The sequence below is a fragment of the Streptomyces oceani genome (assembly GCF_001751245.1).
Classification (GTDB): domain Bacteria; phylum Actinomycetota; class Actinomycetes; order Streptomycetales; family Streptomycetaceae; genus Streptomyces; species Streptomyces oceani.
Map to the genome: position 1 here is coordinate 82,090 of NZ_LJGU01000104.1, position 13,539 is coordinate 95,628.

General features: G+C 71.4%; 14 protein-coding genes, 1 tRNA gene and 1 pseudogene. 11 read left to right on the forward strand and 5 right to left on the reverse strand.

The features are described 5' to 3' along the window. Positions 1-120 precede the first annotated feature (120 nt). The 5 genes from moaC (at position 121) to AN216_RS04225 (ending at position 3,528) form a co-directional block, all read left to right on the forward strand. Positions 121-681: a cyclic pyranopterin monophosphate synthase MoaC gene (gene moaC / locus AN216_RS04205; RefSeq protein WP_079166230.1), complete on the forward strand. Its 561-nt coding sequence runs from the start codon at positions 121-123 to the stop codon at positions 679-681. Then, on the forward strand, positions 678-1,256 hold the full coding sequence (locus AN216_RS04210; RefSeq protein ID WP_079166231.1) for a MogA/MoaB family molybdenum cofactor biosynthesis protein: 579 nt from the start codon (positions 678-680) through the stop codon (positions 1,254-1,256). Before moaC ends, AN216_RS04210 begins: the two co-directional genes overlap by 4 nt. After that, positions 1,253-1,882: a GNAT family N-acetyltransferase gene (locus tag AN216_RS04215; RefSeq protein ID WP_079166240.1), complete on the forward strand. Its 630-nt coding sequence runs from the start codon at positions 1,253-1,255 to the stop codon at positions 1,880-1,882. The genes AN216_RS04210 and AN216_RS04215 overlap by 4 nt, the downstream gene beginning before the upstream one ends. Positions 1,883-2,048: 166 nt before the next feature. Further along, positions 2,049-3,380: a divisome protein SepX/GlpR gene (sepX, locus tag AN216_RS04220; protein WP_070195221.1), complete on the forward strand. Its 1,332-nt coding sequence runs from the start codon at positions 2,049-2,051 to the stop codon at positions 3,378-3,380. 75 nt (positions 3,381-3,455) lie between these two features. After that, a tRNA-Ala gene (locus AN216_RS04225) sits at positions 3,456-3,528 on the forward strand. 189 nt (positions 3,529-3,717) lie between these two features. On the opposite strand, the gene AN216_RS04230 is transcribed toward AN216_RS04225, so the two are convergent. Together AN216_RS04230 and AN216_RS04235 are read right to left on the reverse strand one after the other, a co-directional pair. Beyond that, positions 3,718-4,008: a hypothetical protein gene (locus AN216_RS04230; RefSeq protein ID WP_139140853.1), complete on the reverse strand. Its 291-nt coding sequence runs from the start codon at positions 4,006-4,008 to the stop codon at positions 3,718-3,720. A 147-nt stretch (positions 4,009-4,155) separates the two neighbouring features. Further along, positions 4,156-4,389, reverse strand: coding sequence for a hypothetical protein (locus AN216_RS04235; protein WP_070195223.1), 234 nt, complete (start codon positions 4,387-4,389; stop codon positions 4,156-4,158). A 200-nt stretch (positions 4,390-4,589) separates the two neighbouring features. Between AN216_RS04235 and AN216_RS04240 the strand changes: the two genes are divergently transcribed. Further along, positions 4,590-5,900, forward strand: a complete 1,311-nt coding sequence (locus tag AN216_RS04240; protein WP_070195224.1) for an LAETG motif-containing sortase-dependent surface protein — start codon at positions 4,590-4,592, stop codon at positions 5,898-5,900. A gap of 64 nt (positions 5,901-5,964) precedes the next feature. On the opposite strand, the gene AN216_RS04245 is transcribed toward AN216_RS04240, so the two are convergent. Next, positions 5,965-7,563, reverse strand: coding sequence for an amidase (locus AN216_RS04245; protein WP_070195225.1), 1,599 nt, complete (start codon positions 7,561-7,563; stop codon positions 5,965-5,967). A gap of 116 nt (positions 7,564-7,679) precedes the next feature. On the opposite strand from AN216_RS04245, the pseudogene AN216_RS30980 reads away from it, so the two are divergent. Then, a pseudogene (locus tag AN216_RS30980) lies at positions 7,680-8,431 on the forward strand (tyrosine-protein phosphatase). 23 nt (positions 8,432-8,454) lie between these two features. Here the strand turns inward: AN216_RS30980 and AN216_RS04255 are convergent. Then, positions 8,455-9,159 carry a sulfotransferase family protein gene (locus AN216_RS04255; RefSeq protein WP_070195226.1) on the reverse strand — a complete coding sequence of 235 codons (705 nt, stop codon included), beginning with the start codon at positions 9,157-9,159 and terminating at the stop codon, positions 8,455-8,457. A 112-nt stretch (positions 9,160-9,271) separates the two neighbouring features. Between AN216_RS04255 and AN216_RS04260 the strand changes: the two genes are divergently transcribed. The 3 genes from AN216_RS04260 to AN216_RS30805 are packed head-to-tail and all read left to right on the forward strand — an operon-like array spanning position 9,272 to position 10,148. Continuing rightward, positions 9,272-9,784 carry a MarR family winged helix-turn-helix transcriptional regulator gene (locus AN216_RS04260; RefSeq protein ID WP_170843022.1) on the forward strand — a complete coding sequence of 171 codons (513 nt, stop codon included), beginning with the start codon at positions 9,272-9,274 and terminating at the stop codon, positions 9,782-9,784. Positions 9,785-9,794: 10 nt separating this feature from the next. Next, on the forward strand, positions 9,795-9,977 hold the full coding sequence (locus AN216_RS30800; RefSeq protein ID WP_107401886.1) for an SAM-dependent methyltransferase: 183 nt from the start codon (positions 9,795-9,797) through the stop codon (positions 9,975-9,977). A 9-nt stretch (positions 9,978-9,986) separates the two neighbouring features. Then, positions 9,987-10,148, forward strand: coding sequence for an SAM-dependent methyltransferase (locus AN216_RS30805; protein WP_079166234.1), 162 nt, complete (start codon positions 9,987-9,989; stop codon positions 10,146-10,148). A 99-nt stretch (positions 10,149-10,247) separates the two neighbouring features. Here AN216_RS30805 and AN216_RS04265 read toward each other — a convergent pair whose 3' ends face one another. Beyond that, on the reverse strand, positions 10,248-11,189 hold the full coding sequence (locus AN216_RS04265; RefSeq protein WP_070195228.1) for a hypothetical protein: 942 nt from the start codon (positions 11,187-11,189) through the stop codon (positions 10,248-10,250). Positions 11,190-11,442: 253 nt separating this feature from the next. Here AN216_RS04265 and AN216_RS04270 point away from each other — a divergent pair, with 253 nt between their 5' ends. Beyond that, positions 11,443-13,533, forward strand: coding sequence for an ATP-binding protein (locus AN216_RS04270; RefSeq protein WP_070195229.1), 2,091 nt, complete (start codon positions 11,443-11,445; stop codon positions 13,531-13,533). Positions 13,534-13,539 lie beyond the last annotated feature (6 nt).

Sequence of the window (13,539 nt, forward strand, 5' to 3'; positions counted from 1 at the left end):
CAGGAGCAACACCAGGGGCGAAGCCGGAGCCGCCACGGGGCGCGCGGACACCCCGCGAAGCACCCACGGTGGCCACCCATCGGGAACGCCCACGGGCGGCACCCACGGGGGAGGAGCAGGATGAGCAGCGCCGAGCAGCAGCACCTCACGCACGTCGACGCGACGGGCGCGGCCCGGATGGTCGACGTCTCGGGGAAGGACGTCACGGCCCGCACCGCTCGCGCGACCGGGCGGGTGCTGGTCGCGCCCCGTGTCGTCGAGTTGCTGCGCGGGGAGGGCGTCCCCAAGGGGGACGCGCTGGGCACCGCCCGGATCGCCGGGATCATGGGCGCCAAGAAGACCCCGGAACTGGTCCCGCTGTGCCATCCGCTGGCGGTTTCCGGAGTCGGGGTCGAGCTGACCGTCACGGAGGAGGCCGTGGAGATCACCGCGAGCGTGCGCACCACGGACCGTACGGGCGTGGAGATGGAGGCCCTGACGGCGGTGACGGTCGCCGGGCTGACGGTCATCGACATGGTGAAGGCCGTGGACAAGGCCGCCGTGCTCACCGAGGTGCGGGTGCTGGAGAAGACCGGCGGCGCGTCCGGCGACTGGTCGCGAGCCTCCGGCAACTGGCCGCGAGACACAGCGGACGTACGAGAGGCACCGGGCGCCGGGTCGGGGGCCGGGGAGCGGGAATGAGCGAGCACGCACACCACGAGCACGGCGCACACGGCGCAGAGGGGGGCCCGCGCGGAGCGACGCGCACGGCGGACGCGGCGGGTGCGTACCGCGCGCTCGCGGTGACCGCCTCGAACCGGGCCGCCGACGGCGTCTATCCGGACGCCGGCGGTCCGCTGCTGGTCTCCGGACTCGAGGCGATGGGCTTCCGTACGGACGGCCCGCGGGTGGTGCACGACGGCGAGCCCGTGGCGGAGGCCCTTCGGGAGGCGGTGGCCGCTGGTTACGACGTCGTACTCACCACCGGCGGCACCGGCGTCTCCCCCACGGACCGCACGCCCGAGATGACCCGGCGCGTCGTGGACCGGGAGGTGCCCGGGATCGCGGAGGCGATCCGTGCCGAGGGCGCCGCAAAGGTGCCCACCGCGGCGCTCTCCCGTGGCGTCGCGGGCATCGCCGGGCGCACACTGATGGTGAACCTGCCTGGTTCCAGCGGCGGAGTCCGCGACGGACTCGCCGTGTTGGACCGGCTCCTGTGGCACGCGGTGGAGCAGATCCACGGCGGCGATCACCCGAGAGGGGACGACAGCAACTGAACGCGTCCTGGCCGGTAGCGCTGGCGGACGGCAGCACTGCCCTCCGCCCGGTGAAGCTGCGCGATCAACGGGCCTGGCGAGAGGTGAACCAGCGCAACCGGGACTGGCTGCGTCCCTGGGAGGCGACGATCCCGCCCGCGCCGCCCGGCCACCATCCGGCCCGCCGGCCCACCTTCCGCCAGATGGTGCGCCATCTGCGGGCCGAGGCGCAGGCCGGGCGGATGCTGCCGTTCGTCGTGGAGTACGAGGGGCGGCTGGCCGGTCAGCTCACGGTCGCGGGGATCACCTGGGGGTCGATGTGCTCGGGGCACATCGGTTACTGGGTGGACCGGGAGGTCGCGGGGCGCGGCGTGATGCCGACGGCGGTCGCGCTCGCCACGGACCACTGTTTCCGTCGGGTCGGACTGCACCGAATCGAGGTGTGCATCCGGCCGGAGAACCACCCGAGCCGTCGGGTGGTGGAGAAACTGGGCTTTCGGGAGGAGGGGGTGCGGCCCCGGTACCTGCATATCGACGGGGCATGGCGGGACCATCTGGTTTTCGCGTTGACGGCGGAGGAAGTGCCGGAGGGAGTGCTGGCCCGTTGGCGAAACGGAAGTCCACGCACTGAGGGAAGAATGCTATAAGCGTTCGATTCCATTTCTCGAACTGTCGCTGAGCGCTCGCGAGTTGGGCACAAAGGGCGCGTTTTGGTGCGCGCTGATGAAAAAACTACGGTGATATCAGCAAGATGGTGCGACACACCGCGCCATTCGGTCGATGCCTCGCCGTCATCCCCTCTACCGTGTGAGGGTGAGCAGCAGTGGCCTCATCTACGCAGTCATCGTCGGGGCCTGGGCCGCCTATCTGGTGCCGATGTGGCTTCGCCGGCAGGACGAGCTGAACGAGGCGCGTCCGACAGAACGCTTCAGCACCGCCATCCGGTTGCTTTCCGGAAAGGCGGCCATGGAGCGCCGGTACGCGAAGGAAGCCGACAGACGTACGTCGGACGCCGAGTCCGACTCGGAGCCGGAAGCGGCCGAGGGCGACGTCGGGCCAGCCGGGGATGACCGTGGAGCACGGGACGCCCCTGACGAGAGCACCGAGGATCCGGTCGACGTCCGGGCGTTCGCCGACCCCAAGACCATGGTGGGGGCGGCACCGCGGGGCGAGGATGACGGCCGGGAGTCGGCGGCGCCGGAGCTCGCGGCCGGCGCGCGTCCGCAGCGTGCGGGCGCGGGACGCGGGACGGCGGACACACCGCCGGACGGACCGGAGTGGGACAAGGCCGAGCGGAGCAAGGCCGCACGGGGCAACACCGAGCGGAACAAGGCCGAACGCGGCAAGCGCGCGCGGGTGCTGGCCCGACGGCGGCGAACCACCATGGCGCTGTTCCTCGCGTTCACCTGCGGCGCGATCATCGCGGCGGTCGGCGGCGTCGCGTTCCTCTGGGCGCCGGCCGCGCCGGCGGCACTGCTGAGCGCGTACATCGTGCACCTGCGGATCCAGGAACGGCGCCGTTTCGTCGTCACCATGGACCGCCGCAAGGCGGAGGAGGCGGCTCGGCGACTACGGGCCCAACGCGTGAGGCCGGTGGCGGCCGACCCGACCACGGGCGGCTCGCGAACGGCCGACGCCACGGGAGCCGGAGAGCCCCGGTGGGAGCCGGAGTCCACCCAGGCGCACGCGGTGGCGGGGACGTCCGAGCCGGCCGCTGACCGACGGGCGCCATCCGCCGACCGGCGGGCGCTCGTCGAGCGCACCGACCATGCCGAGTGGGTCGACCAGCAGCGCGGCCGAGTCCGTGAGCAGTCGGAAGGCGAGGAGTGGGACCCGGTTCCGGTGCCGCTGCCGACGTACGTGAGCGCGCCGGTCGCACCACGTACGGCGCGGGGAGTGGACCTGGACGCGCCGGACACCTGGAGCTCCGCCCGCTCGAGCACGGCGGGGGCGGGCGGACCCGCCCCCGAACCGGGCACGTCCCGCACCGCGGAGCCCCCGAGTGGTCAGCGTCCCGCTGACGTGCGGGGACAGCGTGGACCTGAGGCGAAGGACGGGACAGAGGCCGCGACGCCGGAGCGGGGGCGTACGCCACTCTTCGACCAGTACGCCGACGAGGACCGACCGCGTGCCGTGAACGAGTGAGGCCCCGGCTGTGACCTGCGGGACAGTGGATTTCCGCGTGCCGCGAGTGGGATGCTAGAGTTTCACTCGCCGCAAGGGCCTGTAGCGCAGTTGGTAGCGCATCTCGTTCGCAACGAGGGGGTCAGGGGTTCGAATCCCCTCAGGTCCACCGCAAGGCCGTTCCTGAGTGATCTGGTGAACGGTTGACGAGATCCCGTCCCGATCATGGAGATCGGGGCGGGATCTTCGCGTTGTGGGATTGCCCAGTGCTGTAGCGTCCTGGCCGTGGTGCTGGAGTCACCCGGGCACGCCAGGCCGCCCCCGTGGTGCGGTGGCTTGCTTTGTGTGGACCTGTGCTTCAGCGAGTCAGCTGTCGGCGGGCGGGGGAGTCCCGCGGTCTCGCGCCCTTTCGTGGTTGCTTCCACCAGCTCGGGCGGTGCTTCTCCTCGGGCATGTCCTCCGCGTGTTTCGCGTCCAACTCGATCAGCGGTTCCCTGGCCTGCTCCGTGAATTCCGGCTGGCTGGTTGCGATGGTCCGCTTCAGGAACTCTGCCGCCCGCTCGTGTTCACCGGCTTCGGCAGCCATCGCACCGAGCTGGAAGGCGCCCTCGGCGACCAGGGCGGGCGCCACGGTGTTTGGCGATCCCACCCAGCAGTATCTCGGCCCGGCCCGGGGGAGGACGCGTCCCTCTCAGGAAACGTGGAGTTCCTCGCGCAACGAGTCGTAGCTGATTTCCCCGGACCGGATTCCTCGTCCGCCATGTGAGTGAGCCGGGCCGGGGCGTGTGCCAGGGCTTCATCGGTCCGTCCGCGCGTACGGAGGCGGCAGGCGGACCCGTGAGGCTGCCAGGGCGCTCGCCACCACCAGAAGGGCGTTCATCCAGGGCAGCCATGAGTGGGCGTCGAACCACGGTCCCATGCCCCGGGGGTGGAGGCCGCCGCCGAGGGGGTGCAGCAGGAACTCCGAGCAGACCAGGAGGAGGGTGACCGTGTCGGCCGTCAGCAGCAAGTGCGGAAGTGGGGTGTCCAAGTGGCGCTCCGTGGTCGTACAACAGAGTCCGACCAGTATTCGTTCGGCTCCGGGCCGGCACCAGTGACACCTGTCATGGCTGTGCTGCACAAATGTCATTCCGGAGTGCGGACCTGTCTCTCCAGGCAAGACCTTCGTAAAGAGTTGGCAAAGTCGCGGGACGGCCTCGCGAAAGGCCGCTCTGCACCGGTGACCCATCCGTGAAGCAGAGGGCGATCACCATGCAGATGTCCACCCGTACCCGCCTCGCCGGCGCGGTCGCCGCGGCCGCCGTCGTCACCGGCGTACTCCCCGGCGCCGCGCACGCGGACGAGGGGACCGAGACCCGCGAGATGGCTGTCGTGATGGTCAACTTCAGCGACAGCAAGATCGAGAAGCCGGAGGAGACCCGGAAGAGGGTCCAGGAGCGGTACTTCGGTCAGTCGGAGTCGATCAATACGTTCTACGACGACATGACCAACGGTCGTTTCCAGTTCACCCCGGCCCAGGCGGACCAGCCCGTCATCGGCCCGGTCGACATCCCGATGGCCGCGAGGTGCGAGACCGGGCGGATGAACACGCTGGTCCAGGAGGAGCTGAGGAAGCAGGGGCTGGACCGGGAGAAGGGCGACTACCGGCACCTCTCGATGGTCTTCCCGGACGACAAGACCAAGTGCGGTTGGGGCGGACTCGGCAGCGTCGGTGGCCCGTACAGCTGGATACCGACCTTCGGGCTGGACCAGACGACGCTCTCGCACGAGATCGGCCACAACTTCGGCTTCGGGCACCAGATGCGGCTGCGTTGCCAGGACGGCGACCTCGCCAACTGCGAGGAGGACGGCACCAGCGGCAAGACGCCGATGGGAGGCGGCGGCGTGAAGCACGGCCTGACGGCCCCGGAGATGATCCACATGAAGTGGTTGAACTCCCAGGAGAAGAAGCGGCTGACGAAGTCCGGTACGTACGAGCTGCGTTCGCTGCACGAGCGGGGCGGCACGGGCCTGCGTGCCCTGGACGTCCCGATGGGCGAGAACCGTCTCGTCGTGGAGTACCGACACCAGGCGGGGAAGCTCGACGCCGAGGTCGAGGGCGTGCACGCCTACCTGGTGAAGGACGGCGCCTACCAGAGCGCGCCCCTCGTGGACCTGACGGAGGAGGCCGCCTCGGCGGAAGCCCCGGCCGCGGACGCCATCAAGTCCGCCTCGGACAAGGCGGGTCAGGTGAGGATCGACGTGACGGAGTCAGGTGAGGGCTCGGCCACAGTCGAGGTCAGCCTCAACGGCGAGCCCGCGCCGGCCGAGGCGGCCAACAGCGTCAGCGACGGTTCTGGTACGGGCTCCGGCGACTCCAGCGACTCAGGTGGCAGCCCGAAGGGCGACGAGGCAGGTGACGGGATCACCGTGCAGAGCGACGGCAAGGCCCTCGCCGAGTCCGGCGGCGACTCCACCACCCCGTACGTCGCCGCGGGCGGCGGTGCCCTGGTGCTCCTCGGAGCCGCGCTGTACGCGAAGCTCCGGCGCAGGCGCGCCTGAACGCACGCCACGCGCCGGGTCGTCCGTACCTCTCACGAGGCCGTACGGGCGGCCCGGCGCGGGCTCAGCGGGTCGTGCCGGGACCGAGCGACGGCAGGTACCGCGGGGCACGCCAGGCGTCCAGCCGCTGTTCGACCGCGGCCCCCAGCGACAGCAGCGCGGCGTCCTCCCGGTCACCGGCCATCAGCAGCAGGCCGACGGGCAGCTCGCCCACGAACCCGGCGGGCACGGACAGCGAGGGGTAGCCGGACACGGCAGCGGGGGTGGAGGACGGGATCACGTCGTCGTCGCCCCGCGCGCAGTCGGTCGTCCAGGCCGGCGGGTTCGTCGGCGCGGCGATGGCGTCCAACTCGTGGGTGGCCATCGTCTCGTCGATGGAGCGCCGCGCGAGGTCCGTCAACTCCGCCCGCGTCGCCTGGTATTCCGGATCGGTGGTGGGCGGCGCCTGGAGCGCCTGCTCGAAGAGTTCCTGCCCGGCGAAACAGGTCCGCTCGGCTGGATGCGTGCGGTTGAACTCGATCAGTTCGGCGAGGTCGCGCGGCCCGTCGCGGGTGGCGAGGTAGGCGTTGATGTCCCGGTGGAACTCGCTCAGCAGCGCCGGGAACTCAAGCTCCGCGATCCGCTTCTGGTAAGGCGGCTTCACCTCGACGACCTCGGCTCCAGCGGCGCGCAACCGCTCGGCCGTACGCGTCATGACGGCGTCCACCTCCGGGCCCAGTGGCGGCAGCCGCCACAGCCCGATCCGCTTCCCCCGCAGCTCGCCGGGATGCGTACCGGCCTCCTCGGCGAGGTCCGCGGGATCGGGAGGCGTGGCGTCGCCGCCGCTGAGCACCGAGAGGGTCAGCGCGGTGTCGATCACGTTACGCGCCATGGGCCCGGCGGTGTCCTGCTCCGCGGAGATCGGCACCACCCCGGACTGGCTCACCAGGCCGAGGCTGGGCTTGTGGCCGACCACGCCGGTCATCCCGGCCGGGCACACGATGGAGCCGTCGGTCTCGGTGCCGATCGCTACCTGGGAGAGCGACGCGGCCAGCGCGGCGGCGGAACCGGAGGAGGACCCGCACGGGTTTCGGTCGAGCACGTACGGGTTGTGGGTCTGGCCGCCTACCGCGGACCAGCCCGAGGTCGGCTGCTCGGCACGGAAGTTCGCCCACTCGGACAGGTTGGTCTTGCCGAGGATCACCGCGCCCGCGTCCCGCAACCGGGTCACCAGGGCGGCGTCGGTGTCCGGCGGTTCGCCCGCCAGTGCCAGCGATCCCGCGGTGGTGGGCATGTCCCGGGTGTTCACGTTGTCCTTCAGCAGGACGGGGATCCCGTCGAGCGGACCGCGGGCGTCACCTTTCCGGTGCCGGCTGTCGCTGGCGGCCGCCTGCCGCAGCGAGGTCGGGTCGGTGCGCAGTACCGCGTTGATCCGGGGGTCGATCTCCTTGATCCGCCCCAGGTAGGCACGGGTGAGCGCCGAGGAGGTCAGTGAGCCGTCCGCCATCCGCGCCTGCAACTCCGGGATGGTCACGGTGTCGAGGTCGACGCCCAGTCCGGACGAACCACGGGGCGGGTCTCCGGTGGCGGCGTCGGTGGCTTGCGCGCGGGGGGCCGGCGCGCTCGCGAAGAGCGAGCCCGCGATCAGGGTGGTGACGAGAGTGGTGATACTCCGCTTCCGCATACCGACAGCCGACTACAGCCCCGCCGTGGGCGCAAGGGCGCCCCGGGCGCGCCCCGGGAGCCCGTACGCGCCCCGACCGCGTACCCGTCCCGTACCGGCGGCGTAGGGTGGGGCTCGTGGAGCGGCGTATCGCGTTCGAGGGCCTGCACAACTTCCGGGATCTGGGCGGCTATCGGACCGCCGACGGGCGTACGGTGCGCTGGGGCAGGGTGTTCCGCGCCGATTCGCTGGGGAAGCTGCGGGGTCGTGACTGGGAGCGCTTCCGGGCCCTGGGCGTGCGTACCGTGATCGACCTGCGCCACCCCTTCGAGGTCACACGCAGCGGGCGGGTCGCCCATTACGAGGGCTTGGCCTACCAGAACCTGAGCATCGAGCACCGTCCGTACGATCAGGCCGGCCAGGGCCGGACGTCGAGCCCGCGCGTTTCCTGGCCGAGAAGTACACCGAGGTGGCGCACGACGGGGCCAAGGAGATCCGGCGGGCGCTGGAGACCCTCGCCGGGGACACCGCCCCGCTGGTGTTCCACTGCCACTCCGGCAAGGACCGCACCGGCCTGCTGGCGATGCTCGTCCTCGCGCTGCTCGGGGTGCGGGAGGACGACATCGTCGCCGACTTCGCCCTGACCGGGCTGGCCACCGAACGCCTGGTCGCCGAATGGCACGCCGACCATCCCGACCTGACGCTTCGGTGGCCCGCCTACGGTCAGGCACCGCCCGAGGTCATGCGCCTCTTCCTGGCGGGCCTGACTTCCCGGTACGGGTCGGTGCGCGGATACGCCGCCGAACGGCTCGGGGTGGGTGAGGAGTTGGTTACCGCGCTACGGGGGCAGTTGCTGGCGGGGCACGGGTCAGCCGGCGCGACCGACTGACCCGGTGCCGATGAACTTCCCGGTCAACGCTCGGCCGTCGCCTCGCCGGCCCCCGTCGCCTCGCTCGTCCCCGTCGCTCGCAGCTCCGCGAAGCGGGCGGCGACCATCTCCCGGAAGGTGGCCGAGTCGTTCTCGTGCGGGAAGGGCTCGTCCGGTATCTCGACACCGAGGAACGAGCACAGCGGTTCCCAGCCCTGAGCCACCTCGAACACCAGCAGCCGCTCCGGGTCGACCTCGCGCCGCACGGCCGCGTTGTGCTCCTCGAACGCCCGTATCGCGCGGGCCTCGTCGGTGAACTCGCCGGCGAAGAAGCCGTCCCACACGATCTTGCGGACCGTCTCCTCCAGATCGCGGAGGTGCGGCAGGACGTCGTGCCTGCCGTCCAGTGCCGCGTCCCCCTGGGCCGAGGGGTGGATGTTGTCCCGGACGCTGGCGTACCAGCGCTGGGGGTCCCGTACGGTCAGGATGACCTTGGCGGTGGGACGGGCGGCGGCCAGCTCCCGCCAGTAGGCCGCGCCCGGCAGATCCGTGGTGGCCCGGTAACCGGCGTACACCTCGGACCAGTCGACCGGCCCGCCGTCGGCGACCGCGCTCCACAGCGCGGTCTGCCGGGGGCTCTCGAAGAGTTCCCTCATGTGGTGACAGGGCCCGTAGCCCAGCCGCTCCAGAGCTGCCTTCAGCGACCCGGTCCCGGTACGTGCGAATCCCGCTCCGATGATGTCCAGCACTGCGCTCCTCCCTCTCCCCTGTGGTCCCGTGCCTGTCGTACGGGAATCTGTTAGTGGTAGAGCTACCAGTAGGAGACTAACTGATAGCAAGCTATTGAAATGTGTGACCCCCGTGAACCAGTACGACGCGAAACCCGACGGCCCGAGCCGTACGGCATCGACTCGGACCACCCCCGTCGGCCGCGACAGCTTCGGTTACCAGCTCAACTACGTGGCGCACAGCGCCCGACTGTTCCTCGAGCGTCGACTGCGGGCACACGGCGCGAGCTTCGCCACCTGGCGGACGCTGGAGTTGCTCGCCCAGCGCGGACCGATGATCCAGGGCGAACTCGCCGAGACACTGGGAGTTCGCGGTCCCACGGCCACCCGTGGCCTGGACCGGTTGGTGTCCGAGGGGCTGGTGCGTCGACGCCGCCTGTCGACGGATCGTCGAAAGGCCGAGATCACGCTGACCGAGACGGGCGCACGACTGCACGAACGACTGGCCGGCGTCATCGAGGAGGCCAACGCCGCTCTCGCGTACGGCATCCCGCGCCAGGACCTGGACACCCTGCGCGCCCTGTTGGACCTGGTGTGCCGGAACGCCGAGGAGGAGCCGGACAGGCAGGTGGCCGCGGAACCGTAGGGTGCCTGGTATGAGCGTTGTACCAGCCCTGGTCCAGCAGTCTCGCCGTCGGCCGCCGGAGCGTCTGATGGCGTCCGGGAACCGGCCCGGTGCCGGCTACACCCGAGACGAGACCAACACCGGTGAGGCGCACTCGGCGTGGATCCACGACTACATCCTGGGCGGCAAGAGCCACTACCCGGCCGACCGGTAGGGCCGGCCGATGCGACTGCGTACGCTAGCGGAGGCGGCGGCCTTCTTCGAGGGCATGGAAGTCCTCGACCCGGGCGTGGTCCAGGTGCACAAGTGGCGGCCGGAGCCAGGCGACGAGGTGGTGGCTGAGCGCGATATCGGGATGTACGGCGGGGTCGCGCGGAAGCCGTGACCAGGCCGGCGGGGTGCGGCCGCACCGGGCTCCGGCGTGTTGGGCCCGACGCGCCGGGTCTGACGCGCCGGACCTGACGCACCGGGTCGGTTCGGGGCGTCAGTTCATCTCGCCCGCCATGGCGCTGTAGATCTCCGTCGCCTCGCAGAAGCCGAAGTCCAGAGTCTCGGCGAGCGCGTAGGCTTCGTCGATCTTCCGCAGGTCGCGAGCGATGTCCTCGGCCTTACGGTCGTCCGCCGCACCGGTCAGTTCCACCGACCGGTCCCGGAGCTGCCTCCGGGCCGCGGAGACGTCCGAGGCCGGCACGAAGCCGCCGACCATGTGGTTCTCCACCACCGTGGGCCAGTCGAACCAGTCGAGATCCGGGAAGTCCTCCCGCAGGGCGGCGTACAGCGGCGCGGGGCCGGTGAAGCCGAGCGGCTCCACACCCGCGTCCGCGTACAGCCTGGTCGGCCACGAGTGTCCTCGGGACATCCAGCCGGGGGTGAGCGCCGAAGCGAAATCCAGCACGGTGAAGGGGACTTCGCGGGCGAGCAGCTGAGCGGTGTCGTGCTCGGCCGAGCCCAGCCGGACGGTAGCCCGCCCGTCCCGAACGGCGCCGGCGCACTCGCGCACCGCGCGTATCCGCGAGTCCAGACCCTTGCCCAGCGACTCGTCGTCCGGGAGGACTCCGCCGTCGGCTGGTTCGACGGTGCCGGGGAGGGAGCGGTCGACGCGGGCCAGCATCTCCTCGGCGAGCGGGCGCACTGCGTCGGCCGGGGTCGCCATGTACCGCCGTACGTCCTCGGCGACCTGCTCGGCGTTGTCGGCGATGACGAAGAACGGACGCCCCCAGACATGCAGGAACGGATCGAGGCCGCAGTCCGCCTGCTTCGCCCCCAGCGCCCACTGCTTCGCCCAGAAGCGTGTCTTGCGCGTCTCCACCGCGCGGCCCACGAGGTCCCGCAGGTCGTCGTCGTGGCCGTGGCCGGCGAGGTACGGCAGCAGTCGCCGCTGCACGAGTTCCACGTCGACAGCGTGGTAGCTGGTGTCAAATCCCATGCGGGCCGAGAGTATCCGAGTCCGTGGCGATGGCTCGTACGTGGGCTCTCGCGGCTCTTGCGCAGCCCGTGATCGGTTCCTGGGCGATGCGGGGGCCGTTCCCCGGTACGGCCTGCCCGCGGCGCGCTGTCGACCGTTCGGTGGCGGGCGGTGACCGTGATCCGTGAAACACCGTCAATCTCCGGTGAATGACCTAGGGTTACGCGGCGGGTGCCGCGCGCGCGTCGCGGCACGACCCGGACAGGGAGGGCGAGTGAACTACCAACTCCCCGCGTCGATCACGCACTTCGTGGACCGGGAGGACGAGCAGGCGTGCGCCCTGCGGGCGGTCGCCGAGTGGCGCGAAGCCAGTCGCCCGCTCTGCCTGGCGCTCAGCGGGCTGGGCGGAACTGGTAAGACGGAGCTGGCGTACCGCATCGCCCGTACGGTGCGCGACCGGTATCCGGACCACATCCTGCGCGTCGACCTGGACGAGTGGCGTTGGGACGGCGCGGTCGAGGTGCATGACGTGCTGGGGGCGCTGCTGAGCGGCCTCGGGGTGGAACCGGAGTGGCACCAACGCGCGTTCACGGCACGCTGTCGGCAGTACTGGGACCGTACGCAGGCGCGGCGGCTCATCGTGATCATCGACAACGCCCGGTACGACGCCGAGGTACGGCCACTCCTGCCGTCATCCGGGGACAGCCTGGTGATCGTCGCGAGTCACGGCCCGATGTACGAGTTCGAGGACGGCGCGGCGTGCGAGCTGCCGCTGGCTCCACTGTCGGACGAGCATGCCGCGCTGTTGTTGCGCAAGGTCACCGACGATCCGCGGTTGGCCCAGGAACCGGCGGCGGTGGAGGAGTTGCTGCGGCTGTGCTCCGGTTTGCCGGCGGCGCTGCACGTCGCGGGCCGCTGGTTGCGCCGGCACCGACGCCGTACGCTCGGCCGGCTGCTGGGCGAACTCACCACGGAGGTACACGAGCAGGGGCTGCCGGTGGTCGAGAGGGTGTGGGACGCCGCGTACGAGACGCTCGGCCCGCAGGCGGCGTTGCTCTACCGGCTGCTGGCGTCCTGCCCGCCGCAGGGCGTGCTGCCGGAAGCCGCAGCGGTGCTGCTGGGGAGCGGCGAGGACGCGGAGACGGCTGGTAGCGCCGGGAGCGAAGGGGACGCCGGGGACGCTCGAGACGCCTGGGACGCCGCCGAACTGGCGCGGGAGGAGCTGGAGAACGCCGGCCTGCTGGACTCCCGCGAGGAGCGGCTCCGACTGTCCGAGCTGCTGCGCGCCCATGCGGTGCGCCGCGCGGCGCGGGTCGGTGCGGTGGGGCCGGAAGCCGCTGAGGCGGCGGTCGGTCGGCTCATCGACTGGTACGCACGCCAGGCGCAGCGCGCCGACCTGGTCGCGGCGGGGCCTCGGCTGCGGGTCGCGGAAGACGTGCCGGAGTTGCCGGGGACGCCGGACCTGCCGTTCCCGGACAGTGCCCGGGCGATGCGCTGGCTGGAGGAGGAGCGGCAGGTGCTGTACGAACTCGTGCGCCGCGCGGCCTCGTCGAGCCTGGACCGGGCGACGGTGGCGCTGTGCGAACCGTTGTGGACCCACTATCAGGACCATCCACATCCACAGGACGCCATCGCCGCCTTCCGTACCGGCGTCTGGGCCGCTGGGCGGCTCTCCCAGGCTCCCGCACTGGTACGGATGCGTTGCCAGCTCGCCAGGGTGCTGTGGGAGGACGGGCGGTTCGCGGAAGCCGAGGCGGAGGTGGGGCAGGCGTGGCAGGCGATCCCCCTGTTGGGCGACTCCGCGCTGGAACGCAAGGTCGCGGCATCCGCCGTAGAGGCTCGCGGACGGCTGCACGCGGCACGTGGCGAGTGGCGGGAGGCGGCGGCGGACCATGCGGAGTGCCGGGACATGCACAGCGCCAACCGGAATCCGTACGGCGTCATGCTGCAGGACTACCAGCTGGGTCGGGCGTTGACGGAACTCGACGAACTGGAGCGCGCCCAGAGCCTCCTGGAGCAGGCACGCGCGCGGGCCGTGGAGGAGGGTCGGGCGCGGATGACAGCGCGTACGGGGCTGGCGCTCGCCCGGGTGCTGCGTCGCGGCGGAGCGCCGGAGCGGGCGCGCGACCTGTGCCAGGCCGCTCTGGCCGGCGCGCGGGAGCGGGGATCGGGTGTGGAGGAGGTCCGCGCGTTGGAGGAGTCGGCCCTGGTGGCGGAGGCGGCGGGGGACCCGGCCGAAGCGCGGCAACATCGGGCCGTGGTGCGGGAACTACGGGCGCGACGGGGGGCGTTGGGCGCAGGCTCGAGTTCGGATGGGGACGGCGGAGTTGGCGGTGACGGCCGTGAAGGTGGGGCTGACGGCTGACGGCTG

Bases quoted from the DNA above. Each gene is read 5' to 3' on its own strand.
- moaC (WP_079166230.1), top strand. From the start codon at position 121: ATGAGCAGCGCCGAGCAGCAGCACCTCACGCACGTCGACGCGACGGGC.
- AN216_RS04210 (WP_079166231.1), top strand. From the start codon at position 678: ATGAGCGAGCACGCACACCACGAGCACGGCGCACACGGCGCAGAGGGG.
- AN216_RS04245 (WP_070195225.1), bottom strand. From the start codon at position 7,563: ATGCGGAAGCGGAGTATCACCACTCTCGTCACCACCCTGATCGCGGGC.
- AN216_RS30800 (WP_107401886.1), top strand. From the start codon at position 9,795: ATGAGCGTTGTACCAGCCCTGGTCCAGCAGTCTCGCCGTCGGCCGCCG.
- AN216_RS30805 (WP_079166234.1), top strand. From the start codon at position 9,987: ATGCGACTGCGTACGCTAGCGGAGGCGGCGGCCTTCTTCGAGGGCATG.
- AN216_RS04265 (WP_070195228.1), bottom strand. From the start codon at position 11,189: ATGGGATTTGACACCAGCTACCACGCTGTCGACGTGGAACTCGTGCAG.